Annotated in this window: 22 protein-coding genes; 14 read left to right on the forward strand and 8 right to left on the reverse strand. The window is 70.3% G+C overall.

Features of this window, described 5'->3' with window-relative positions:
• The first annotated feature begins 220 nt into the window (after positions 1-220).
• The 5 genes from J8M51_RS34215 to J8M51_RS34235 all read left to right on the forward strand — a co-directional run bounded on the left by J8M51_RS34215 (position 221) and on the right by J8M51_RS34235 (position 9,781).
• The gene (locus J8M51_RS34215) at positions 221-2,461 is read left to right on the forward strand and encodes an N-6 DNA methylase (protein ID WP_086759097.1); all 2,241 of its coding nucleotides are present in this window, start codon (positions 221-223) and stop codon (positions 2,459-2,461) included.
• A 90-nt stretch (positions 2,462-2,551) separates the two neighbouring features.
• A complete protein-coding gene (locus J8M51_RS34220) occupies positions 2,552-4,561 on the forward strand; it encodes a type I restriction-modification system subunit M (RefSeq protein WP_086759091.1) in 2,010 nt (669 codons plus the stop codon).
• A 191-nt stretch (positions 4,562-4,752) separates the two neighbouring features.
• A complete protein-coding gene (locus J8M51_RS34225) occupies positions 4,753-5,808 on the forward strand; it encodes a restriction endonuclease subunit S (protein ID WP_179203263.1) in 1,056 nt (351 codons plus the stop codon).
• Complete coding sequence (locus J8M51_RS34230) at positions 5,805-9,002, forward strand: type I restriction endonuclease subunit R (RefSeq protein WP_267299734.1); 3,198 nt, start codon at positions 5,805-5,807, stop codon at positions 9,000-9,002. The genes J8M51_RS34225 and J8M51_RS34230 overlap by 4 nt, the downstream gene beginning before the upstream one ends.
• Before the next feature lie 110 nt (positions 9,003-9,112).
• Positions 9,113-9,781, forward strand: coding sequence for a hypothetical protein (locus tag J8M51_RS34235; protein WP_086763382.1), 669 nt, complete (start codon positions 9,113-9,115; stop codon positions 9,779-9,781).
• Positions 9,782-9,947: 166 nt separating this feature from the next.
• Here J8M51_RS34235 and J8M51_RS34240 read toward each other — a convergent pair whose 3' ends face one another.
• Positions 9,948-10,211 carry a GntR family transcriptional regulator gene (locus J8M51_RS34240; RefSeq protein ID WP_179203492.1) on the reverse strand — a complete coding sequence of 88 codons (264 nt, stop codon included), beginning with the start codon at positions 10,209-10,211 and terminating at the stop codon, positions 9,948-9,950.
• A gap of 267 nt (positions 10,212-10,478) precedes the next feature.
• On the opposite strand from J8M51_RS34240, the gene J8M51_RS34245 reads away from it, so the two are divergent.
• Together J8M51_RS34245 and J8M51_RS34250 are read left to right on the forward strand one after the other, a co-directional pair.
• A complete protein-coding gene (locus tag J8M51_RS34245) occupies positions 10,479-10,673 on the forward strand; it encodes a hypothetical protein (RefSeq protein WP_267299735.1) in 195 nt (64 codons plus the stop codon).
• On the forward strand, positions 10,670-10,933 hold the full coding sequence (locus J8M51_RS34250; RefSeq protein ID WP_267299736.1) for a hypothetical protein: 264 nt from the start codon (positions 10,670-10,672) through the stop codon (positions 10,931-10,933). The genes J8M51_RS34245 and J8M51_RS34250 overlap by 4 nt, the downstream gene beginning before the upstream one ends.
• Before the next feature lie 76 nt (positions 10,934-11,009).
• Here the strand turns inward: J8M51_RS34250 and J8M51_RS34255 are convergent, their stop codons facing one another.
• The gene (locus J8M51_RS34255; RefSeq protein WP_267299737.1) at positions 11,010-11,162 is read right to left on the reverse strand and encodes a hypothetical protein; all 153 of its coding nucleotides are present in this window, start codon (positions 11,160-11,162) and stop codon (positions 11,010-11,012) included.
• A 55-nt stretch (positions 11,163-11,217) separates the two neighbouring features.
• Between J8M51_RS34255 and J8M51_RS34260 the strand changes: the two genes are divergently transcribed.
• The 6 genes from J8M51_RS34260 (at position 11,218) to J8M51_RS34285 (ending at position 15,878) form a co-directional block, all read left to right on the forward strand.
• Complete coding sequence (locus J8M51_RS34260; RefSeq protein ID WP_086751167.1) at positions 11,218-11,568, forward strand: hypothetical protein; 351 nt, start codon at positions 11,218-11,220, stop codon at positions 11,566-11,568.
• Entirely contained in the window at positions 11,565-11,816 is a 252-nt protein-coding gene (locus J8M51_RS34265) for a hypothetical protein (RefSeq protein ID WP_086751165.1), read from the forward strand. Before J8M51_RS34260 ends, J8M51_RS34265 begins: the two co-directional genes overlap by 4 nt.
• A 288-nt stretch (positions 11,817-12,104) precedes the next feature.
• Entirely contained in the window at positions 12,105-13,691 is a 1,587-nt protein-coding gene (locus tag J8M51_RS34270) for a serine/threonine-protein kinase (protein ID WP_267299738.1), read from the forward strand.
• Positions 13,692-13,874: 183 nt separating this feature from the next.
• Complete coding sequence (locus tag J8M51_RS34275) at positions 13,875-14,408, forward strand: RNA polymerase sigma factor (protein ID WP_216590468.1); 534 nt, start codon at positions 13,875-13,877, stop codon at positions 14,406-14,408.
• Between the two features lie 25 nt (positions 14,409-14,433).
• On the forward strand, positions 14,434-15,261 hold the full coding sequence (locus J8M51_RS34280) for a hypothetical protein (RefSeq protein ID WP_267299739.1): 828 nt from the start codon (positions 14,434-14,436) through the stop codon (positions 15,259-15,261).
• 143 nt (positions 15,262-15,404) lie between these two features.
• The gene (locus J8M51_RS34285; protein WP_086763436.1) at positions 15,405-15,878 is read left to right on the forward strand and encodes a carboxymuconolactone decarboxylase family protein; all 474 of its coding nucleotides are present in this window, start codon (positions 15,405-15,407) and stop codon (positions 15,876-15,878) included.
• Between the two features lie 26 nt (positions 15,879-15,904).
• Here J8M51_RS34285 and J8M51_RS34290 read toward each other — a convergent pair whose 3' ends face one another.
• The 5 genes from J8M51_RS34290 to J8M51_RS34310 all read right to left on the reverse strand — a co-directional run bounded on the left by J8M51_RS34290 (position 15,905) and on the right by J8M51_RS34310 (position 20,804).
• Positions 15,905-16,255: a hypothetical protein gene (locus J8M51_RS34290; RefSeq protein ID WP_086763434.1), complete on the reverse strand. Its 351-nt coding sequence runs from the start codon at positions 16,253-16,255 to the stop codon at positions 15,905-15,907.
• Between the two features lie 29 nt (positions 16,256-16,284).
• Positions 16,285-17,328, reverse strand: a complete 1,044-nt coding sequence (locus J8M51_RS34295) for a Rieske 2Fe-2S domain-containing protein (RefSeq protein ID WP_398857779.1) — start codon at positions 17,326-17,328, stop codon at positions 16,285-16,287.
• Positions 17,329-17,490: 162 nt separating this feature from the next.
• Positions 17,491-18,678 (reverse strand): serine hydrolase domain-containing protein, encoded by a 1,188-nt coding sequence (locus J8M51_RS34300; RefSeq protein WP_086763437.1) that lies wholly within the window; start codon positions 18,676-18,678, stop codon positions 17,491-17,493.
• 123 nt (positions 18,679-18,801) lie between these two features.
• Positions 18,802-19,557 carry a response regulator transcription factor gene (locus J8M51_RS34305; RefSeq protein ID WP_317852995.1) on the reverse strand — a complete coding sequence of 252 codons (756 nt, stop codon included), beginning with the start codon at positions 19,555-19,557 and terminating at the stop codon, positions 18,802-18,804.
• A complete protein-coding gene (locus tag J8M51_RS34310; RefSeq protein ID WP_434976788.1) occupies positions 19,554-20,804 on the reverse strand; it encodes a histidine kinase in 1,251 nt (416 codons plus the stop codon). The genes J8M51_RS34305 and J8M51_RS34310 overlap by 4 nt, the downstream gene beginning before the upstream one ends.
• 159 nt (positions 20,805-20,963) lie before the next feature.
• Between J8M51_RS34310 and J8M51_RS34315 the strand changes: the two genes are divergently transcribed.
• Positions 20,964-21,206 (forward strand): hypothetical protein, encoded by a 243-nt coding sequence (locus J8M51_RS34315; protein WP_086757092.1) that lies wholly within the window; start codon positions 20,964-20,966, stop codon positions 21,204-21,206.
• A gap of 15 nt (positions 21,207-21,221) precedes the next feature.
• Here the strand turns inward: J8M51_RS34315 and J8M51_RS34320 are convergent, their stop codons facing one another.
• Positions 21,222-22,244 carry a LacI family DNA-binding transcriptional regulator gene (locus J8M51_RS34320; RefSeq protein WP_086757119.1) on the reverse strand — a complete coding sequence of 341 codons (1,023 nt, stop codon included), beginning with the start codon at positions 22,242-22,244 and terminating at the stop codon, positions 21,222-21,224.
• Positions 22,245-22,298: the final 54 nt, after the last annotated feature.

Here is a 22,298-nt window from a genome sequence, read left to right on the forward strand (position 1 = left end):
CGGCGCCAGGACGCTTCACGGTGCGGTTACGGACTGAGGATGCAAGCTTCCACCCGGAAGCGTGACCAGATAAGCATTCCCATGAAAGCACTGTCAAACACATTGACAGACTTGACGTCTGTTGTAACGTGTTAACCGTCCCTACCCGACAGGCCCGAGAGGTGCGGAACCCGACGCCATGCCCCAGCAGCCCTCAGCCCAACCGGCGCCCTCCGCGCATGTGACGGCCGCCGAGATCTCCCGCATCGCAGGGGTCACGCGGGCCACGGTCAGCAACTGGCGCCGCCGCCACGACGACTTCCCGGCCCCCAGTGCGGGCACGGAAGCCAGCCCGCTCTACGACCTGCCGGCCGTCCAGGCATGGCTGCGGGCACGCGGGCACACCTCCGCCGCCTCGCCGACCGAGGAGCTGCGGACGGCACTACGACTGCTGGGGCCCGGCCCGGGGGTGGCCGCGCGACTCTTCCCCCTGGTGGCCGCCACGTCCCGCCGTACGCCGGAGGAACTGGCCGACCTCGCCGCCCTGCCCGACGACCAGCTGATCGCCCGGGCGGAGAAGACCGCGGAAGAACTACCGGCCGCCGTGCCGGAAGCCGAGCCGGTCCACTACGGTCCGGACGACGCGGGCGCGGTCCGCGCCCTGCTGGGTTGCGTCCGTGGGGCGGGGGCGCAGGCCACCCTCGACGTCCTCGCCGAACGCGAACTGGACGAGGGCGCCGCCTCCGGCGTCTACCAGACCCCGGAGGGTCTGGCCCGGCTCATGGCACGGCTTCTGCCCGTGGGCGCGTCCCGCGTCCTCGACCCCGCTTGCGGCAGCGGAACGCTCCTCGCCGCCGCCGCCCGGCAGGGCGCGCGGGAGCTGTTCGGCCAGGATTCGCTCCCCGTCCAGGGCCGGCGCACGGCGGTCCGGCTGCTGATCGCCGCACCCGAGGCCGAGTCGTCGGTCCGCGTGGGCGACAGCCTGCGCGCCGACGCCTTCCCCGACGTCACCGTGGACGCCGTCCTGTGCAACCCGCCGTTCGGCGACCGCGACTGGGGTCACGACGAGCTGGCCTACGACCCGAGATGGGCGTACGGACTCCCGCCTCGCCTAGAATCCGAACTGGCCTGGGTGCAGCACGCTCTCGCGCACCTGGAGCCGGGCGGCCACGCGGTCATGCTGCTGCCGCCCGCGCTCGCCTTCCGCTCCTCCGGCCGCCGCGTCCGCGCGGAACTCATCCGCGGCGGGGCCCTGCGCGCCGTCGTCTCCCTTCCGGCGCGTGCCGCGTATCCGCTCCACATCGGCCTGCAGATCTGGGTGCTCCAGCGTCCCGAGCCGGGCGGCACGGACCGTACGACGGTGCTGTTCGTGGACGGGGAGGGCGAGCAGCGGGACAGCGCCGCGGGCACGCCGTCCGCGGGCGGTACGGCCACGGCCGGCGCCGACACCCGTGGCGGCTCACGCCCCCGCCGATCTGGCTCCTCCTCTTCCGCAGCCGCCTCCGCCCCTTCCTCTGGCACCTCCGCTGTCTCCTTCGACTGGGCGGGGCTGACCGAGCGGGTCCTCCCCCAGTGGGCCGCGTTCACCACCGCTCCCGACACCTACGCCGACGAGCCCGGCGTCGCCCGCGCGGTACCGCTCGTCGACCTCCTCGACGACGTCGTCGACGTCACCCCGGCCCGCCATGTCCGGGCGACCTCGGCCGACATCGACCCGGCCGCCCTGGCCCGCCGCATCGACGACCTGCACGAGCAACTCGCGGAACAGGTCGCCGTCTTGGCGTCCGCCTCCGCGTCCGGCGGGTGGCTGCCGTCCGGGGCCTCGGCCCGCGAGTGGCGTACGGCGACCGTCTCCGACCTGGCGCGCGGCGGCGCCCTGACCGTGCTGCGGGCGGCGACGCCCGGCACACGGGGCTCCAAGGGCTCCGGCGCCCCCACCGTGGACCGGCCGGTCCTCGCCGCCCGTGACATCTCCGCAGGAAACCCCCCATCCGGCACGGCTGTCGACCTCCACGCGGACGCCGCGCAATCCGTCGCCGCCGGGGACGTCCTCGTACGCGCCGTCGCGGGTGGCGGCAGCCAGGTCGCGATGACCCGGGTCGCGGACGACCGGGACGCCGGATCCCTGCTCGGTCAGCACATCCACCTTCTGCGCCCCGACCCGGCCCGCCTCGACCCGTGGTTCCTGGCCGGGTTCCTCGGTGCCGAGGACAACATCGCCTCCGCGTCCACCGGCAGCACCCAGGTGCACGTCACACCGGGCCGCCTGCGCGTACCGCTGCTTCCCCTTGAGGAGCAGCGGCGCTACGGGGAGGCCTTCCGCCGCGTGTACGAACTGCGCGCGACCGTCCGCAGAACCGCCGACCTCGCCGCAGACACCGCGGCCACCCTGACCACCGGCCTCACCGCCGGCGTACTCCTGCCACCGGACGCCCCGGATACCTCGAACTCCCCGGACACCCCAGACAGCCGTTCCGTCTGAAAAGCCCCACACGTCCGACCGCACACGACCACACTTGATTCCTGCCGTCCCCCGCCCGGACGGCGCTCTTCGGAAGGAAGCCGGGACCTCTTGAACAGCAGCAAGCACACGGAGTTGGCGAACCACGCCTGGTCCGTCGCCGATCTCCTGCGCGGCGACTACAAGCAGTCCGACTACGGCAAGGTCATCCTGCCGTTCACCGTGCTGCGCCGTCTGGAGTGTGTCCTGGAGCCGACGCGCGAGAAGGTCGTCGAGACCGTCGACAGGTTCGCGGGCCAGGACATCGACACCGGCCACTTCCTGCGCAGGGCCTCGGGCCACTCCTTCTACAACAAGAGCGAGCTCACGCTGCGGAAGATCGCGGCCGACCCGCAGAACGCCGCGAAGAACCTGCAGATCTACGTCGGCGCCTTCTCCGACAACGCGCGCGAGGTCCTGGACAAGTACGAGTTCAACCAGCAGGTCAGGAAGCTCGACGGCGCGAACCTGCTCTACCAGGTCATCGGCAGGTTCACCGACCTCGACCTGCACCCCGACGTCGTGCCCAACCACAACATGGGTTACATCTTCGAGGAGTTGATCCGCCGCTTCGCCGAACAGTCGAACGAGACCGCGGGTGAGCACTTCACCCCGCGCGAGGTCATCAAGCTGATGGTCAACCTGTTGGTGGCGCCCGACGCGGACGCCCTCACCGTGCCGGGTGTCGTCCGCACGGTCATGGACCCGGCTTGCGGCACGGGCGGCATGCTCAGCGCCGCCGACGACCGCATCACGGAGTTCAACTCGGACGCGACGGTCGAGGTGTACGGGCAGGAGCTCAACCCCGAGTCCTGGGCGATCTGCCGGTCCGACCTCATGATCAAGGGCCAGGACCCGGAGAACATCCGCTTCGGCAACTCCTTCTCCGACGACGGCCACGCCCGCCGGAAGTTCGACTACATCCTCGCCAACCCGCCGTTCGGCGTGGAGTGGAAGAAGGTCAAGGAGGAGGTCGAGTACGAGCACAAGTCGCTCGGCGACGCCGGCCGCTTCGGCGCGGGCCTGCCGCGCATCAACGACGGCTCGCTGCTCTTTCTCCAGCACATGATCTCGAAGATGAAGCCGGTGGACGTGAACGGCGGGGGCGGCTCCCGCATCGCCATCGTCTTCAACGGCTCCCCGCTGTTCAGCGGCGCGGCCGAGTCCGGCGAGTCCAACATCCGTCGCTGGATCCTGGAGAACGACTGGCTGGAGGCGATCGTCGCCCTCCCGGACCAGCTCTTCTACAACACGGGCATCTCCACGTACTTCTGGATCCTGACGAACCGTAAGGACAAGGACCACAAGGGCAAGGTCGTCCTGCTCGACGCCCGCGACCAGTGGGTGAAGATGCGCAAGTCCCTCGGCGACAAGCGCAAGGAGCTGGGCGACGGGACGAACGGCCGCCCGAACCACATCGGCGACATCACGCGGCTGTACGCGGAGGCGTTGCAGGTCGCGGGCGATGCGGACCACCCGCTGCACGGCAAGGTCAAGGTCTTCGCCAACGAGGACTTCGGCTACCAGCGCATCACCGTGGAACGGCCGTTGAAGCTCCGCTTCGAGGTGACGGAGGAGACGCTGGCGGCACTGGCCGAGGCCAAGCCGGTGGCGAAGCTGGAGCGGAGTGAGGAGTTCGTGGCGGCGGTGCGTACGCTGCTCGGCTCGTCGTGGACGACGAAGTCGGAGGCGTTCATCGCGCTCAAGGACGCGGTGGTCGCAGCCGGGCTGACGTGGCCGTCGGGAGCGCCGTTCGCGAAGGCGGTACGGGAGACGATCGGGGTTCGGGACCCGGAGGGCGAGGTTCAGAAGGTCAAGGGCGCGGCTGAGCCGGACGGGGACCTGCGGGACTACGAGAACGTGCCGTTGGGGGAGGACGTCGAGGAGTACCTGAAGCGTGAGGTGCTGCCGCACGTCCCGGACGCGTGGATCGACCACACGAAGACGAAGATCGGCTACGAGATCCCGTTCACGCGACATTTCTACGTGTACCAGCCGCCGAGGCCGCTGGCGGAGATCGACGCGGAGTTGAAGTCGCTGGAGGCGGAGATCCAGGCGCTGCTGGGTGAGGTGACGGAATGACCGCGAGGGTGCCCGGGAAATTCTTGTACCGGTCTGTAGATGAACGAGCTGGAACAGTGGAGCTACCTCTGCTCTCAGTGTCCCGGTATCACGGAGTCGTCCCCCGTCAGGAGCTTACTGACAAGCTGGCTCGCGCAGAAGATCTAAGTAACTACAAGGTGTGTCGGCCCCACGACATCATCGTCAACAGGATGTCCGCATACCAGGGCGCCATCGGCATGACTGCGATGGCGGGGCTTATTAGCCCTGACTACATGGTTCTGCGTCCAGGGAGTCGAGTGGACAGCAAGTACCTCCACTACCTGTTCAGATCAGCGTGGTTCACTGGCGAAGTAGTACAACGACTGCGTGGCATTGGTTCTGTGGACCTCGGGAATGTCCGAACTCCGAGGATCAACCCGGATGACTTCGGGGCAATTGAGATCCCCTTGCCCTCATTGCAGGAACAGCGTCGCATCGCCGCATTCCTCGACGCCGAAACTGCCCGGGTAGATGCCCTTGCAGTCGCCATGCACAGTCAGGATGCCTCCCTAAAGCAACGCCGGCTCCGGGTTCTGGACTTCGCCTCCGAGTGCGCCCCAAGGACGCCGCTTGTTCGGCTCGGCTACCTGAGCCGCCTCGTGACGAGCGGCTCCCGGGGATGGGGAGAATTTGCATCCGATACGGGCTCTCTTTTCTTTCGCAGTGCAAATTTGTACTCTGATCGTGTTCATCCGAAGCTGACCAACGTCGTATACGTGCAGGTTCCCGCATCTGCCACATCGGAGGCTCAAAGATCTCGCATCGAGCTCGGCGATGTCCTTGTCGGGATCACCGGAGCTAACGCGGGATGGGTATGCATGGCCAACGCCGATGTTGCAGGTGGGCACGTAAGTCAGCATGTCTGTCTAGTTCGGCCGGACAAGCGTCGAATCAATGGCGACTGGCTTGCGCTGCTCATTGCTTCTCCCGCGATCCAAAGTAGGCTAATGGGAAATCAGTACGGTGGAACCAAGACACAGCTTTCGCTGCCGGATATTCGAGAGATTCGCATTCCACTGGTGCCCGTTGAGCAGCAAATTCAGATGGCTCGATCTATCATTCGGCAGATCGATGAAATCGACAGACAGCGCCTTCTTCGCCAGCGACAACTCGCGCTACTTACCGAGCGCCGCCAAGCCCTAATCACCGCCGCAGTAACCGGCCAGTTCGACGTCTCCTCCGCCAGCGGACGCAACGTAACGGACGGAGTGACCGCGTACTCATGAGCCCGATCCACACCGAGTCCGCGTTCGGCGAGGCCATCGTCGCCGCCATGGTCGAGCGCGGCTGGCGCGAAGCCCGCCCGCAGGACTATCGGGGCGATCTCGGCCTGGACACCAACGAGTTGTTCACCTTCATCGGGGCGACCCAGCCCGACGAGTGGAACGAGCTGCTCACCGTCTACGGCAGCGACCCGAACGAGGCGCAGCGCGGGTTCGCCGGACGCCTCGACCAGGCCATCGCCACCAACGGGCTCCTCGATGTCCTCCGCAACGGAGTCAAGGACCGGGGTGTCCTCCTCCGCGTCGCCTACTTCAAGCCGAACCTCGTCGCCCACGACTCCGTGTTGGACGGCTACCGAGCCAACCGCCTTACCGTCGTCCGTGAACTCGTGTACGCGACGAAGCAGGCCGACTGGGGCAACAAGCTCGACCTCACCCTCTTCCTCAACGGAATCCCGGTCGCCACGGCCGAGTTGAAGAACCCGCTGACCAGGCAAGGGGTGGAAAGGGCCAAGGAGCAGTACCGCACCGACCGCGACCCCACCGAGCTGATCTTCACGCGTCGGGTCATCGCGAACTTCGCCGTCGACCCGGACCTCGTCTTCGTCGCCACCCAGCTCAAGGGCAAGAACACCCGCTTCCTCCCCTTCAACACCGGCTCCAACGGCCCCGGTCAGCCGGGCGGCGCGGGCAACCCGGCCCCCACCGCCTACGGCACGTACGCCACCTCGTACCTCTGGGAGCACGTCTGGCAGCCGGACAACTGGCTGGACCTGCTCCAGCGGTTCGTGCACCTGCACAAGGCCAAGACGCCCGGCGGCGGCACGACGAAGACGATGGTCTTCCCCCGGTTCCAGCAGTGGGACGTGGTCAAGAAGCTCACCGCGCACGCCGCCACCCACGGCGCGGGACACGACTACCTGGTCATGGCCTCGGCCGGCTCGGGCAAGTCGAACACCATCGGTTGGCTCGCGCACCGCCTCAGCGACCTGCACACCCCCACCGACCCGCGCGAACTCGACCCCGAGGCCGTGGCCAAGGGCCTCAAGCCGGGCGTGCCGGTCTTCGACAAGGTCATCGTCATCACCGACCGACGCAACCTGGACGCGCAACTCCGAGAAACCGTAGGGAACTTCGAGCAGACCGCAGGCCTCGTCGTGAAGATCGACGAGAGGCACGGGGCAAAGGGTGAGCAGCTCGCCAAGGCCCTCTCCCGCGACACCGGGAAGATCGTCACCGTCACCCTGCACTCGTTCCCCGCATTGCTCGACTACCTGCTGCGCAACCCGACAGAGCTGCGGGGCAGCCACTTCGCGATCATCGTGGACGAGGCGCACTCATCGCAGGCCGGCGATGCCGCGACCGACGTGCGGGCCGTCCTGCGCGAGCTGGGGCTTGATTCAGACTCGGACGACGCGGGCAGGACCGAGGTCGAGGTCCCGTCCGCCGCGCTCCGGAAGAAGCTCAGGAAGCGGGCCGAGGACCGCTCCCGCGCCGCGAACCTCTCCTACTTCGCGTTCACCGCCACACCGAAGGCCAAGACCCTCGAACTCTTCGGCACACTCCAGGACATCGACGGCAAGGCGGCCTACCGGCCCTTCCACACGTACTCCATGCGGCAGGCGATCGAGGAGGGCTTCATCCTCGACCCGCTGCGCAACTACGTCACGTACAACACGTACTGGAAGCTGGTGAACCAGAACCCCGACGAGCGGGAGGTCGACCCGTCGAAGGCGAACGGCCTGCTCGCCCGGTACGCGCTGACGCACGACTCGACCGTCGCCCAGCACGCGCAGGTGATCGTGGAGCACTTCGTCACGCACAGCCGGGGCCGTCTCGGCGGGCGGGCCAAGTCCATGGTGGTGACCGCCTCGCGGCAGTCCGCCGTGCAGATGGCGCGCGCGATCAAGAGCTACATCAAGGACCGGGACTACGACACCAAGTACCCCGACCTGGGCGTCCTGGTCGCGTTCTCCGGCTCGCTCACCGTCGACGGCGAGGAGACCACCGAGCCCAAGGAGAACGGCGGGCTGTCGGAGAGCGCGCTACCGAAGGCGTTCGCGTACACGCGAGCCGACGACAAGGCCGCACGGGCCGGCGGTGCGGGCCAGCGGGAGTACAAGATCCTGGTCGTGGCGGAGAAGTACCAGACCGGCTTCGACCAGCCGCTCCTCACGACGATGTACGTCAACAAGACGCTGACCGGCATCTCCGCCGTCCAAACGCTGTCCCGGCTGAACCGGACCGCCGAGCGCAAGACCCAGGCGGACCTGGCGGTCCTCGACTTCGTCAATGACGCCAACGACATACAGGACTCCTTCCGCCCGTACTTCGAGGAGGCGAACACCCTCCCCTCCGACCCCAACCTGCTCTACACCGCGCAGAGTCGGGTCATGCGGGCGGCGATCCTGTCCGGGCAGGAGATGGACGAGTTCGCCGCCGCGTACTTCGCCGCCAAGGAGAAGGCGGCGGGCTCGCAGTCCAAGTGGGAGAAGCTGCACGCCGAGTTGTACCGGCTGCTGTCCCCGGCGGTCGCCCGCTTCACTCACCTGCTCGAAAGCGAGGACGAGGACGACCAGGAGACGGCGGAGGGCTTCCGCGCCGACCTCAACGACTACGTCAGGAAGTACGGCTTCCTCGCGCAGATCGTCCCCTACCGGGACGCCGAACTGGAACGGCTGCACCTCTACGGCCGCTACCTCCTCAACCGGCTGCCGCGCCGCGCGGACGGCGGTGTGGACATAGGCGAGATCGACCTCAGCCACATGCGGGTGGAGAAGACCGGCGAGTACGACGTCTCCCTCACCGCCGAGGGTCCGACGACGATGAAGGGCTTCGGCGACGGCTCGGGCGGTGCGAAGGAAGCGGAGAAGTCCCTGCTCTCGCAGTTGATCGAGAAGTTCAACGAACGCTTCGGCACCGAGTTCACGGAGCAGGACGTCATCCGCCCGTTCGAGGAGGCCAAGGCCGACCCGAAGGTGCGGGCGGCGGCCGTCGTCAACGACGAGGAGAACTTCGGGCTCGTCTTCGACAACGTCTTCGCGGACAAGATGGCCGACCACATCGACACCGTCGCGGGCATGGGCCGCCAGTACTTCGGCCCCGACAAGGGCTTCAAGTCCAGCCTGGACCGCAGCGCCCGCAAGGCGGCCTGGCGGATGATCCGCCGCGAAGAGGGCCTGGACGACGACATCTGAGGCGCACGCCCCGGCCGGATGCGCCGGCCGGGGCACCTTGCAGTGCATCACGTCTGTGCGCAGTGCAAGTCGTCCTCTTCATCAGGGGCGACGAATCGGGAGGGGAATCAATGGAACACGCGACGGACGAGCCCGAGGCGTCTCGGCTCCAGAAGGTCGTCGAGGGGATCGCCATCACGCCGGAGGCCGCCGCTACGCTCGTGGACGGTTACCGCGTGACTTTCGAGGCCAAGTTCAAGCGGGAGCCCGAGAGCCTGGAGGACAAGCGCCGGGTCGCCAACAAGATTGTTGGTCGGTACTCCAAACTCTCGGCAGCCGCCGGGGCGGTCACTGCGGTCCCGAGCGTGATTCCGGGCGTCGGTACGGCGGTCGCAGTCCTGGGCGGCGGTGTCACCGATATCGCCGCGGCACTCAAGCTCCAGATCGACATGTGCATGTGCCTGGTCGAGGTGTACGAGACCGAGATGAGCGCGGAGGACAAGAAGCACCTCGCCTTCACGATCGCGTTGGCGGGTTCGGCTGAACAGATGGCGACGAAGGGCGGCAAGGCGGCGGTACAGAAGATCGCCGAGAAGCTGGTCTACCAGTACCTCAGAGGGCCCGCCCTGGTCACGATCAAGCAGTTGTTCAAGCGGGCGTCCATCACCTTCACCCAGAAGGCGGCGGCCAAGGCGATCCCAGCAGGCATCGGTGTCGCTTTCAGCAGCACGACGAACTATGTCCTGACGACGGTGGTGGGCAAGGTCGCCGTCGCCGTCCTGGCCAAAGATGTGAAGTAGCAACGCCGCACAGGTCCGTGACCGCCGACTCAGTTCGTGGGGGCGTCCTGTCGCGGGCGAGCCCTCCGACCGGGCGGGCTGGATGCTCGCCCGCGTACGCCACAGGGCGGCCTGGTACCGCCACGAGTCGCTACACGCTCAGGGCAACTGAGGGGGAGCGGCTCGGCTATGCGGAGGGGGCGGGAGCTTCGGGGGAGGGCGGCAGGGGGTCGGCGACGAAAGTCCCCAGGCCGACCTCGCCCCGCGTCCACCTCTGCTCCCGGACATGCCGCATCGCCTTCGCCGCAGTCGCATTCACTACGCCGAACTCCTGGGCGATTTCCAGAGTGGAGGGCACGCGGCTTCCCGGCGGATACGTGCCGTTCTCGATGCGCCGGATGATCTCCGCTGCGATCTGCCGCCACAGGGGGCGTGTGCGGTCAAGCTCCATGACATCAGCGTGGGTGACCACGGCATCCCGCGCATCCGTGGTTATCTGCGGTTATCCACGCTACTGTAGTGCGCAACACAGAGCGGCCCCGACGGGAAGCGGCTACTTCCCTACCGGGGCCTCAGCCGACTGACAAGGAGTCGACCTATGCGCAGCCTACTGGCCGCGATTCTGACCCTCTTCTTGCCCGCCCGCGGAGCCCACCGCGCGGCAACACCCCCACCCCTACCCCCCATCCTCCATCCGCCCGCTCCGGAGCCCCCTCCCGTGATCACGTTCCTGCACCCGGCGGACGTCATCACCGCCGATGCCATGCCCCTGGTCCGCCCGTACGTCGTCGAATGGGAACGCGAGCGGGACGAACATGACCGGCGCCGTCTTCAGCGCGAGCGGCGCCGGGCGGCGGTCCTGGCGACGCTGGGGCAGGACTACGTTCCAGTTCCGTGGGAGGTCGCAGTATGAGCACGAGTACGCCGCGTCTGCGCAGGCTCGGCCTCGACCCGGCCACCGGCAAGGAAGCTCTGGCGGTCACGCGCCCCGGCGGCCGTCTTGAGGAGTTGGCCGACGCGCACGCCCTGAAGGCCGCCGCAGTCCTGGTAATGGTCGTCGGCGCCGTACTGGCAATGGGGAAGGCCTCGGACGCCGAACTCGCCGCTTTCGTAACGCCGTTGCATGCCGCGCTCAAAGAATGCGTCGGCATCATGGCGGCCGACAAGGAGTGATGGCGTAGCGGCAAGTCGGCCGCAGGGCTGGTGGTGCCTTCTGCTCTCCCCCGCCGTCGCCCGCTCCACCGCGCTGCTAGACAGCGAGGACGAGGACGACCAGGAGACGGCGGAGGGCTTCCGCGCCGACCTCAACGACTACGTCAGGGAGTACGGCTTCCTCGCGCAGATCGTCTCCCACGGCGGCCTGGCGGATGATCCGCCGTGAGGAGGGGCTGGACGACGACATCTGATGCGTGTGCCCCGGCTGGATATGCTGGCCGGGGCATCCCTTGGAGGACATCGTGAGCACACAGCCCGACCACGACACAGAGCTGATCCCGCGCCCCGCGCGGACCCCCGAGGCCCTCCGGGCCGCCCTTGCCGCCATCGCGCCGGAGCGACTGCCGGAAATGGACGCCGATCAGCGCAGGGCCGTCGCCGCCGCCATCGAGCAGAGCAGCATCAAACCCCTCCAGCTCTTCATGATTGCGTGGGCCGCCAACATCGAGATCGAGCGGTTTCCCGAGGCGGCGCGTGAGCTGCGCCGCGCCGAGTACATGGCCAACGCCGCCGGGACTCTTGAAGAAAGCCGCCGCTACGTAAGAATCTCCGGCGACATCATCCGCGCCGCGTACAAGGCGGTGTCCGAGTGACCTGGAGATGGGAGTACGACCCTGGCGAGGAGTACGTGGCCGGCGGAGCTCCGCCGGCTTTCGTCGCCGAGGTCGAGAAGAAAGCCGACGAGCTGATCCGCGCCGCTGAGGCTCTCTACCTCGACGGCACGAGGTACGAAGGCATAGGGCCGAAGAGCGAAACCGTGGATGTCCCCGGAGGCATGTTCGTCTTCCTGGTCGTCCCCCGGTTTGAGTGCGGCTACGTCCTCCAGGTCACCTGGATCTGACCCCAGCAGGTGGCCCCCGGCTCTTCGGAGCGGGGGCTTTCTGCTGTCTCGGCTGACCGTGTAAGACGTGAGGGCCCAGCCGCCCGCGCAACCGGGCCCAACGGCGGTGGTGAAGGTACGGCTCAGACGGTCCGGTCGGCGGGATGCCGACCGGGCGGCGCGCCCTCCTGCCCGTCGCCCACCACCGCGCCCGAGCGCTGTCGCACCGCGACCGCTGGACGACAGATCGACACAGCGGTCACACTTGACCCCTGACCGTGACTGTTCATCACGCACACCGGGGGCAAGGTGCCGCAGGAGGCGATCTCCGACCGCTACGAACTCCTGGAGGAGCTCAGTCACGGCGGCATGGGCGACGTATGGCGCGGTTACGATGCCGTGCTCGACCGGCCTGTCGCCGTGAAGCTCATCCGGCAGGCGTCGGTCACCTCCCCGCAGCTGGCCGAGGAGTTCGCCAAACGATTCCGCCGCGAGGCCCGCATCACCGCGCGCATTCAGCACCCCGGCGTGCCGCAGGTGTACGACGCGGTGCTCGACGCGTCGTACGAGCGGCTGTTCCTGGTGATGGAGCTCGTCGACGGCGTACCGCTGTCCGCCTACCTCGACCCCGGCCGGCCGTTGCCGGTCAGCTGGGCGGCTGCCGTCGCCGCGCAGGTCGCGACCGTGCTGTCGTACGCGCACGACGTGCCGGTGATCCACCGGGACCTGAAGCCGGGCAACATCCTCGTCGCTCGCGACGGCACGGTGAAGGTCCTCGACTTCGGCATCGCGGCAATGCTGCGGACGGACGTCACCAAGCTGACCGCCACCGGCAGCCCCATCGGCACCCACCAGTACATGTCCCCCGAGCAGGTCCGCGGCGGACGCGTCACCCCGCAGACCGACCTGTACGCGCTCGGCTGCGTGCTGCACGAACTCCTCAGCGGGCGCCTCGCGTTCGAGGCGGAGAGCGAGTACCTGCTGATGTACCAGCACGTCAACGCCGCCCCCACCCCGCTGCGACAGCTGCGGCCCGACGTCCCCGAGGCGCTGGAGGATCTGGTCCTGCACCTGCTGCGCAAGGCGCCCGAGGCGCGGCCCGCCGACACGCAGGAGGTGTACGCGCGGCTGCTGCCGTTCCTCCCGCCGCCGGGCCAGGAGCCCGGCGCGGCGGATGCCGGGCCGGTCGGCGCGCCCGACCCGACGGGCGTGTTCCGTCACCCCTTCGCACCCCGCGCCCGTGCCCAGGCCCCCGCAACCGGTGCCTTGCCGCCCACAGCCGTTCTCCCAGACGCCCAGCCGGTGCCCGTCCCCGCCCGGCTGCGCGAGGACATCAAGGAGGCGTACGCCCGCTCCGACGCGCTGCTGGAGGAGGAGCGGTTCGCGCAGGCCGCCGAGGTGCTCGGCGAGGTCATCGAACCCGCGGCCCTCGCCCTCGGCTCCGAGAGCAAGCCGGTGCTGGCACTGCGCCGCCAGCGAGCGGCGATCCGCCTCCTCGGCGGGGACTACCGGGCCGCCCTGCCCGAGTTCGAGGCCCTCGCCGACGCCTACGCCCGCATCGCCGGACCCACCGGCGAGCAGTCCCGCGCCTGCCGCGCCCAGGCGGCCCGGTGCCGCGCCGAACTCGGCCAGGTCACCGACGCGCTCGCCGCGCTCCAGGGCGTGCTGGCCGTCGTGCGGGCCGTCGATAGCGACGTGAGCGAGGAAGCCGTGGAGCTGCGGCACAACATCGGGATGCTGCTGCTCGCCCAGGGCCGGGCCGCCGAGGCGTGGCAGGTTCTCGAACCGCTCCACCAGGACATGTGCATGGTGTTCGGCCCGGAGGACGAGATGACCGTCGAGATCGCCGAGGCGCTCGCCGTGATCCGCCTCGACCTCGACGGTTCGGCTTCCTGACCCGCTTCCTCCAGAAGCAGCATCGCCCGAACCGTACTGCTCTGCGGCCGAGGGAATTCCGCTCCGCAGCGGGGCCCGGCCCTTCGCGCGTCCCGGGCGGCATCCGTCGGAACGTCTCGGAACTCTCCTGTTGCACCTGTGGCCGTCGTGGACACGTAGGGGCAGAAGCCAGGAAAGGAAGCCATGCCCATCGACACCGAGGCCCAGTTCACGGACGTGTACCGGGCGCACTACGAGGACGTGTTGCGGTTCGTACGCCGTCGCGCCCATCCCATGAACGTCGACGACATCGTCGGGGAGACGTTCCTCGCGGCGTGGCGCAGGCGCCGTGAACTCCCCGACAATCCCCGGCCCTGGCTGTTCGGCACCGCCCGCAAGGTGATGCTCAACGACAGCCGGGGCATGCGCCGGCACACCGCGCTCGCCGTCCGCGTCCAGCAGGCCGCCGAGACCGGAGGCCGCACCCGGGCCGCCGACCCGGCCACGCTGGTGGACGGCCGGATGGACCTCGCCGCCGCCTGGCAGGCGCTCACCCCGGCCGACCAGGAGGTGCTGGCCCTCCAGGTGTGGGAGCGGCTCTCCGCCAAGGACGCGGCCAAGGTCCTCGGCTGCACCCGCGCCGCGTACGCCATGCGTCTGACCCGCGCCAAGCGCCGCCTCGCCGCCCGCCTCGACACGGCCACGGCGAGTGCGCCCGCCCTCGCCACGACGTTCTGACCCTTCCGCACAGGAGCCCCGAGACATGAACAAGCAGCCGCACGGCACCCCCGCCCCGCACGACACCCTGCTCGCCGGCCTCGCCCCCCTCGACGCCGCGCCCCCCACCGACCCGACCGCCGCCGAGATCGACCGTGAGGAGACCCTGCTGCGCACGATCCTGGCCGACACCGAGCCGCCCGGCCGCTCGGTGCGGCCCGGCCCCCGCCGCCCCCTCGTCCGCCGGGTCTCCTTCACCCTCGCGGGCGCCCTCGCGGCGGGCCTGGCCGTGGTGACCGCCACCGGCGGACTGTCCGGCCTGCCCGGCAGGGGCTCCCAAGGGCCCCTGTCCTCGGCCGAGTTGGCGAGCTGGACCGGTACGCCCAGCAGCCTGGAGTCGGCCGGTGAGGAGGGCACGGCCGCCGAGAAGGTGTGCCTGGACAGGACGGAGGACTACGGCCCCGGTCCCGCCGAGGTCAGCAACGCGGACATCCGGGGCAGTGTCGCCTCGATGGTCGTCGACCGGGGCGGCGACACGGTGTACTGCCTGGCCGCCTCGGACGGCACCTACATCACGATGGGTATCTCCCCGGTGTCCGAGCTGCCGGGCGACGGCATCGACGTGGACACCCTGGGCGCCCGGGGCGAGGGCGACGGCCAGTTCAACTACGTCCTCGGGTCCGTCGGCGCGGACGTCGAGAAGGTCACCGTCCGTGACCACGGCCACACCGTCCACGCCACCATCCAGGACGGCCGCTGGACCGCGTGGTGGCCCCAGGGCGACCCGCTCGGCCTCATCGCCGGCACGGTCACCGTCACCCTCACCGACGGCACGACCCGCACGTTCGAGGGCGAGGAACTCCCGTACAGCTGACGGACACCGGCAGGCCGCACGCCGGACAGTGAGGGTGACGGGGGTCACACCCCCTCTCATGTCACAACCGACCCGGTGCCGCCCGTCCCTGTGTTGTCACCGCATACGACGGCGGTGACCCACGACGACACAGGGAGCCCGCCATGGAAGCCCGTCTGAACCTGCTCGGCAACCCGCTCACCGGCAAGCTCGTCAAGCACCTCGTCGGCGCGAGCAAGGTGGTCGACGAGTCCGGACTGCCGCTCACCACCCAGGAGTTGGTGCGTATCCGGGCCAGCCAGATCAACGGCTGCGGCTACTGCCTCGACATGCACACCAAGGAGGCCGAGCACGCCGGGGAGACCGCCCAGCGGCTGCACCTGGTCGCCACCTGGCGGGAGGCGAAGGTCTTCACCGAGGCCGAGCGTGCCGCCCTGGAACTGGCCGAGCAGGGCACCCGGATCGCCGACGCGGCCGGCGGCGTCCCGGACGAGGTCTGGGAGAACGCGGCCAAGCACTACGACGAGAGCCAGTTGCTCGCCCTGGTGGCCCTCATCGCCCTCATCAACACCTTCAACCGGCTGAACGTGATGGTGCAACAGCCGGCGGGCGACTACAAGGTGGGCATGCTCGGCTGACGGGTCCCGTCCCGGGAACGCTGTCCCTACTCCTCGCCCCGCCGGGCGAACTGCAGGGACAGCGCCCGCAGCACGTCGGCCGTTGTCGTGTCGGTCCGTCCCGTGTCGTGCACCTCGGCGAGGTGGGCGAAGGCGTAGGAGAAGCAGTGGGCCAGGGTCACGATCGCGGGTGCCAGGGCGTCCGCGACGATGTGGGCGGTCTCCTGGGCGGAGGCGTCGGCGGGCAGCTCGATGCTGGGCAGGGTCTCCACGAGCAGCGCGGAGACGGCCCCCGTCAACGCCACCTCCGCGCCGGGGTTCTCGCGGGCCTGCCGCCGTACCTCGACCGCCTCGGTGAGAATCCCGACGACGCGCTGCATGATCTCGGTTCGCTCCATGCCGGGAGCCTGGGACCGCGCCGGTGAACCTAAACCTCCGACCGGGCCGCCTCGACCGCGTCCCGCGCCTCGACCGCGCCCTGCGCCACGCCGGCCCCGGGACGGGCGGGCGCGGCCGGAGGCGCCGGCCGGGCCGGATAGAACTGCGCGTACCACCGCCGCAGCGCCCTGATCCCCTTCTCGTGCGGAAGCAGCACCGGCCGCGCCTGATGGATCTTGTGGTCCCAGATCCGCACCTCCTCCCGTACCTCGCCCAGCGCCTCCGCCCGGAAGACGAGCTTGAACAAGGGGGTGAGGAACGGGAGCCGGCGCGGTCTGCGCAGGTAGTACAGCATCCGCAGCTCACTCGTACGGTCGTCCACGGGGGTGCTGAGCGCGACGGCGGTCACCGACAGCACCGGCCCGTGGGCCCGGACGACCATCACCCCCGGCCCGTACATGTACGCGTCGAACGTGTTGTGGATGTCCCACCCGAACACCCGCCGGCTGATCGTCCCGCGTGCCTCGGCGAACGGCCCGTCCTCCCGCCATTCCTGGACCGGCGGTCGGCTCTGGCCGTGGATGAAGTGGAAGTGGGACTCGTCCACGATGTTCTCGCGCATCTCCTGGATGTGGATCCGCGCCCGGCATGTGTCGTCGATCGGCGAGGCGAACCGCCGGGACCCCGTCTCCTCGATCTCCGGCACCTCCCACGCGGGTGCGCCCGGTCCATCCGGTCCATCCGGGTCGTCCGGCCCGACGTACACGAAGACCAGCCCGCTGTGCTCGCGGACCGGGAACCCGCCGATCGACACCCGGGGTGTCCGGACGGCGAACGGCGCCTCCACGCACCGTCCGTCCGCCCCGAACCGCCACCCGTGGAACGGGCACTCCACCGTGCCGTCCACGACCTTCCCGCCGACGCCCAGATGCGCGCCGTAGTGCGGACAGTGCGCGTCCCGCACGGCCGGCCGCCCGTCCGCCCCGCGGAACGCGATCAGCGCCCGCCCGAAGTAGTGCAGGGGGACGACCTTCCCGGCCCGCAGCTCCCGGCTCCGCAGCACCGCGTACCACCCGTACGGCACGCTCGGCATCGGATAGGCGTCGGCGCGGGGGTCACGGGGCGACCCCGACGCGTCCGGACTGTCATGGCGCCGACGAATTCGCATGGGCCCGATGCTAACGGCGGCCGTGATCTTCTGACCCCAACCGGCATGGAAAACAAGGGAGTTGGCGGGAACAGAGGGGGGCCGCCGTCACGACGGCTTCCCGTAGGCCGCCACCATCACCCGCATGGCCACCTGGTTCATGTCCCTGCCCTTGGCGTCGGTGGAGTTGACGCTGTAGACGAGGGTGCGGGAGCCGTCGCGGGTGGAGGCGATGGCCGAGTTGTAGCCCCAGCGGCCACCGGTCTTGCCCCACACCTCACGCCCGCCGAGCACCTTCCGGGCGAGCCCGACGGCGTACTCGGCCGGCCTGCCGGTCGTGAGGTCGTCCACCTCCGGCACGGTGAACATCTCCTCCAGCACCGGCCCGCGCGGCACGACCCGCCCCCGGAACAGCGCCTTCGTGAACCGCTCCAGATCGGCCGTGGTCGAGACGAGATCCCCGGCCGCCCACCCGTCCGTCACCCCCCACACGGTGACGTCCCGCAGCCCGGTCGTCCCGTCGTCGAGCGTCATCCGCTGATAGCCGCGGTTGTGCGGTCCGGCGATCCGCGCACCGGTCCCCGGGAGGTAGGTGTCCCGCAGCCCGAGCGGCTTGATGATGTGCCGGGTGACCTGCTGTTCGTACGACTCCCCGGTCACCCGCTCGATGATCAGCCCGGCGACCGTGTACCCGATGTTGAGGTAGTGCTGCCGCTCGCCCGGCGCGAACTCGGGGGCCTTCGCCGTCGCCGACCGCACCATCTCCGCCGGGTCGTGCACCACGAAACGGTTCGCGTACGCCCCCTCGACGGTCGTCCACGGGAAGTCCGGCGCCGGGATGCCGTGTGTGTGGTTCAGCAACTGCCGGACGGTGACACCGCCGTACGACGCCGGAATCAGCTCCGGCAGATACGAACGGGCGCTCCGGCCGAGGTCGACCTTCCCCTCGGCGGCGAGCCGCAGCACCACGGCCGCCGTGAACACCTTGGTCACGGACCCGGCCCGGAAGCGGCCCTCGGGATCGGCCGCCCGCCCGCTCACGAGGTCGTGCACACCGGAACCGCCCCGCCACACCCCCGCGCTTCCCCCGACCCGGACGAGCGCGGCGGTCGCGTCGGCGGAGGGCAGTCCGGCGACGGCCGTCTCCAGCGCGGCGGCCACGTCGGGGTCGATCGCCGACGCGGCCGGGGCCGTCGCGCGGGGCGCGGCGGACGCGGTGGCCGGCAGGGCCGTGGAGCCGGCGGCCACCCCGAGGACGAGGGCGGCGGCGAGCAGCGTACGCGTGGAGGCCTTCAGGGTGGGTGTGCTCGGCATGGGGAACCCCGTTCGTGTGAGCCGGTGTTGTCGTCGACCCCATCCTTCTGACCGGCGGCTTCGCACGGATCGCCCGCGCAGGCGGTCTTCGGGGGCCCGGCGCGGTCAGTCCCTCACCGGCGCGGGGGAGTACCCGGGCCGGGCGCCTCCCCCGCGCGGGGGAGCCGCGGGGCCGGGCGGAGCCTCGCCCGCCGCGATCAGCCCCGTCTCGTACGCGCAGATCACCGCCTGGACGCGGTCCCGCAGCCCGAGCTTGGCGAGCACGTTGCCGACATGGGTCTTGACCGTGTGGTCGCTGACGACCAGCTCGGCGGCGATCTCGGCGTTGGACAGCCCGCGCGCCAGCAGCAGCAGCGTCTCGCGCTCCCGCCCGGTCAGCACGTCGAGCCGGGGGTCGGGCCGCCGCGCCGGTGCGGGAGCGGGCCGCGTGTACCGCTCCACCAGCCGCCGGGCCACGGAGGGCGCCAGCAGCGAGTCACCGCGCGCCACCACCCGCACGGCGTGCACGAGATCGTCCCGCCGGACGTCCTTGAGCAGGAACCCGCTGGCCCCCGCGTGCAGCGCCTCGTAGACGTACTCGTCGGAGTCGAAGGTCGTCAGCATCACCACCCGGCAGCCGCCGCCGTCCGGCCCGCTCGCCCCGATGGCCCGGCAGGCCTCGATCCCGTCCATCCGGGGCATCCGGATGTCGAGCAGCGCCACATCGGCACGCTGCTCGCGCACCGCCGCCACGGCCTCGGCCCCGTCCCCCACCTCCGCGACCACCTCGATGTCCGGCTGCACGCCGAGGATCAGCGCGAAGCCGCTGCGCACCAGCTCCTGGTCGTCGGCCACGACCACCCGGATCACCTGACCGGTCACGCCCCCGCCTCCGACCCCGCCACGACGGCCGGCCCACCCCTGCGCGCCGCATCCGGTACGGGTATCCGCACCCGCACCTCGAACCCCTGCCCGCCGGGCCCCGCCCCGATCTCGGCCGTACCCCCGTGCGCGGCGGCCCGCTCCCGCACCCCGACGAGCCCGTGCCCGTGCCCGAGTTCGAGGCCGTACCCGGCGTGCGGCCCGCACCCGTCGTCCAGCACACGTACCGTCAAGTCACTCTCCCCATACATGAGTCGGACGGACACGGTACGGGCGCCCGCGTGCCTGACGGTGTTGGTCACCGCCTCCTGCACCACCCGGAAGACGGTCGCCCCCGCGGCCCCCGGCAGCTCCCGCTCCGCCCCCACCACCTCGTACCCGACCTCCAGCCCACTGCCCCGCACCCGGTCGAGCAGCGCGGGCAACTCCCCGACCCCCGGCTGAGGTTCGCGGGGAGCGAGCCCCGACACCCCTGTCTCGCCGTCGTCCCGGTCCTCCCTGTCCTCCCTCAGCACGCCCAGCATCCGCCGCAGCTGGACCATGGCGTCCCGCCCGGTCTCGGAGATGGCGTCGAAGGCGGCCTCGGCGCGCTCGGGGGCGGTCCGCACGGCCACGGGCCCGGCCTCCGCCTGCACGATCATCAGGCTGACGGCGTGGGAGAGGATGTCGTGCATCTCCCGCGCGATCCGCGCCCGTTCGCGCGCGGCGGCCCGCTCGGCCTCCACGAGATGGGCGCGCTGCCGGGCGTCGGTGAGCCGTCCGAAGACATAGGCGGCGGCGAACACGAAGGCGGAGAAGGTCAGTTCACGCGCCGACCGGGTGTTCAGCCACACCCCCACGGGCACCGCGACACTCACCAGCACCCCGCTGACCAGCCGGACCCACGGCGGCGACAACACGGCGATCGTGTAGACGACGACGAGCCCGTTGTACGGCAACGGCTGCCCCGGCCCGTCCAGCGCCAGCTTGTACACCATGCTGGTCACCAGCACCGCCAGCAGCACGGCGAACGGGGCCCGCCGCCGCCACACCAGCGGCACCACGGTCAGCGTCGTCAGCCCGTACGCCGCCCACGTCGCCGGCGCCAGCCCGGCCGCCCGGGGCACCACGAACGGCATCGTCATGGCCCCCTGCACCAGCAGCGCGACCCCGGCATCCACCACCCACGGATGCCCGCCCGCGAGCACCCGCCCCCGGGCCCACCAGGCCCGTACACCTCGTATGCCGTCTCCCCGTATGACGTTCACGGGGCCCCACCGTACAGAGAGCCGCCGGACCGACCGGCCCGGACAAAAGCTGAGCGGTTGTGAAGAAGCGTGGCACAGCGTCCGCCGACCCTCGCGGACCCACCGCCCCGGAGGCATCATGGCGACCGAGGGGCCACGACCGAGGCCGAGGGGGCAGTCATGAGAAACGATCCGTTCAGCGAGCCGTACACAGCCGTCCTGCTCAGGTTCGTCGTCCTGGTGGGCCTGCTGTACATGCCGGTCCTGGTCTTCCAGGTGGGCACCTGGCTGCCGTTCGCCGGAGCCAGCGTCTACCTCCTGTGGGAACTCCGCCGCCTCCACAGCGCGTTCGGCGCACTCACCGGCACCCGGAGGGAGCCGGACCGGCCGGAGCCGGCCCGGAACGAGACGCTCGGGCACTGACCGAACTGCCCGCGCTCAGCGCGCGGGCACGGGCGGCGGCGCCGTACTCAGCCGCCGTACGAGCCGCGTGGGCACGAGCGTCGTGCCGTGTTCCTCGCTCTCCTCTGCTTCCTCCCGCCCGTCCTCCCGCATCTTCCGCAGCACCCCCTCCACGCACAGCCGCCCCACCTCGGCGAAATCCTGGTGGACGGTGGTGAGGGGCGGCAGGAAGGACGCGGACTCGGGGATGTCGTCGAAGCCGACGACGCTGACGTCCTCGGGGACCCGGCGCCCCCGCTCGTTCAGGGCCCGCAGCAACCCCAGCGCCATCTGGTCGTTGGCGACGAACACGGCCGTGCAGTCGGCCTCCTCGGCGATCCGCAGCCCGGCCCGGTACCCGGACTCGGCGGACCAGTCACCGCGCACGAGCGGCGGCGCCTCCCGGCCCCCGCCGGCCTCGGCGAGCGTCTCCCGCCACGCGTTCGCCCGCCGCTGCGCCGCGAACGACCCCTCCGGCCCGGCCAGATGCCACACCGTCCCGTGCCCCAGCTCCAGCAGATGCCGTACGGCGTCCCGCGCGCCCCCGGCCTGGTCGGTGTCGACGACGGTGTACCGGTCCCCGGCGTCGGAGTCGGCCACCACGACCTGCACCCCGGGCGGCACGGACACGGTCGCCGTGTCCAGCAGATGGACCTCCATGATCACGATGACCGCGTCCACGGCCAGCTCCCCGAGCCGCGAGAACGCCCCGTTCACCTCGTCCTGCGTCGGCACGGCGACGGGCAGCAGCGTGACGGCGTACCCCTCCCGCGCGGCGGACGTGGCGATGGCGTCGAGGGTGCGGATGTTGCCCAGGGTGGAGAGCGAGAAGGTGATCACCCCGAGCGTCCGGAACTCCCCGCGTCTGAGCGCCCGTGCCGCGCTGTTGGGCCGGTAGCCCAGCTCCCGCATGGCGTCGAGGACCTGGCGCCGGGTGTCCTCGTTGACTCCGGCGAAGCCGTTGGAGACGCGGGAGACGGTCTGGGCGGAGACTCCGGCGAGGCGCGCGACATCGCCCATGGAGGGCCCTTGGCGGGGCCGGGCGGCGCGTCGCTTCGTACCACGCTTGGTACC

It is taken from the genome of Streptomyces griseiscabiei (assembly GCF_020010925.1).
Lineage (GTDB): Bacteria > Actinomycetota > Actinomycetes > Streptomycetales > Streptomycetaceae > Streptomyces > Streptomyces griseiscabiei.

Bases quoted from the DNA above. Each gene is read 5' to 3' on its own strand.
- J8M51_RS34285 (WP_086763436.1), top strand. From the start codon at position 15,405: ATGGAAGCCCGTCTGAACCTGCTCGGCAACCCGCTCACCGGCAAGCTC.
- J8M51_RS34235 (WP_086763382.1), top strand. From the start codon at position 9,113: ATGGAACACGCGACGGACGAGCCCGAGGCGTCTCGGCTCCAGAAGGTC.
- J8M51_RS34315 (WP_086757092.1), top strand. From the start codon at position 20,964: ATGAGAAACGATCCGTTCAGCGAGCCGTACACAGCCGTCCTGCTCAGG.
- J8M51_RS34225 (WP_179203263.1), top strand. From the start codon at position 4,753: ATGTCCGCATACCAGGGCGCCATCGGCATGACTGCGATGGCGGGGCTT.
- J8M51_RS34240 (WP_179203492.1), bottom strand. From the start codon at position 10,211: ATGGAGCTTGACCGCACACGCCCCCTGTGGCGGCAGATCGCAGCGGAG.
- J8M51_RS34280 (WP_267299739.1), top strand. From the start codon at position 14,434: ATGAACAAGCAGCCGCACGGCACCCCCGCCCCGCACGACACCCTGCTC.
- J8M51_RS34295 (WP_398857779.1), bottom strand. From the start codon at position 17,328: ATGCCGAGCGTGCCGTACGGGTGGTACGCGGTGCTGCGGAGCCGGGAG.
- J8M51_RS34275 (WP_216590468.1), top strand. From the start codon at position 13,875: ATGCCCATCGACACCGAGGCCCAGTTCACGGACGTGTACCGGGCGCAC.
- J8M51_RS34250 (WP_267299736.1), top strand. From the start codon at position 10,670: ATGAGCACGAGTACGCCGCGTCTGCGCAGGCTCGGCCTCGACCCGGCC.
- J8M51_RS34230 (WP_267299734.1), top strand. From the start codon at position 5,805: ATGAGCCCGATCCACACCGAGTCCGCGTTCGGCGAGGCCATCGTCGCC.
- J8M51_RS34255 (WP_267299737.1), bottom strand. From the start codon at position 11,162: ATGTCGTCGTCCAGCCCCTCCTCACGGCGGATCATCCGCCAGGCCGCC.
- J8M51_RS34290 (WP_086763434.1), bottom strand. From the start codon at position 16,255: ATGGAGCGAACCGAGATCATGCAGCGCGTCGTCGGGATTCTCACCGAG.
- J8M51_RS34320 (WP_086757119.1), bottom strand. From the start codon at position 22,244: ATGGGCGATGTCGCGCGCCTCGCCGGAGTCTCCGCCCAGACCGTCTCC.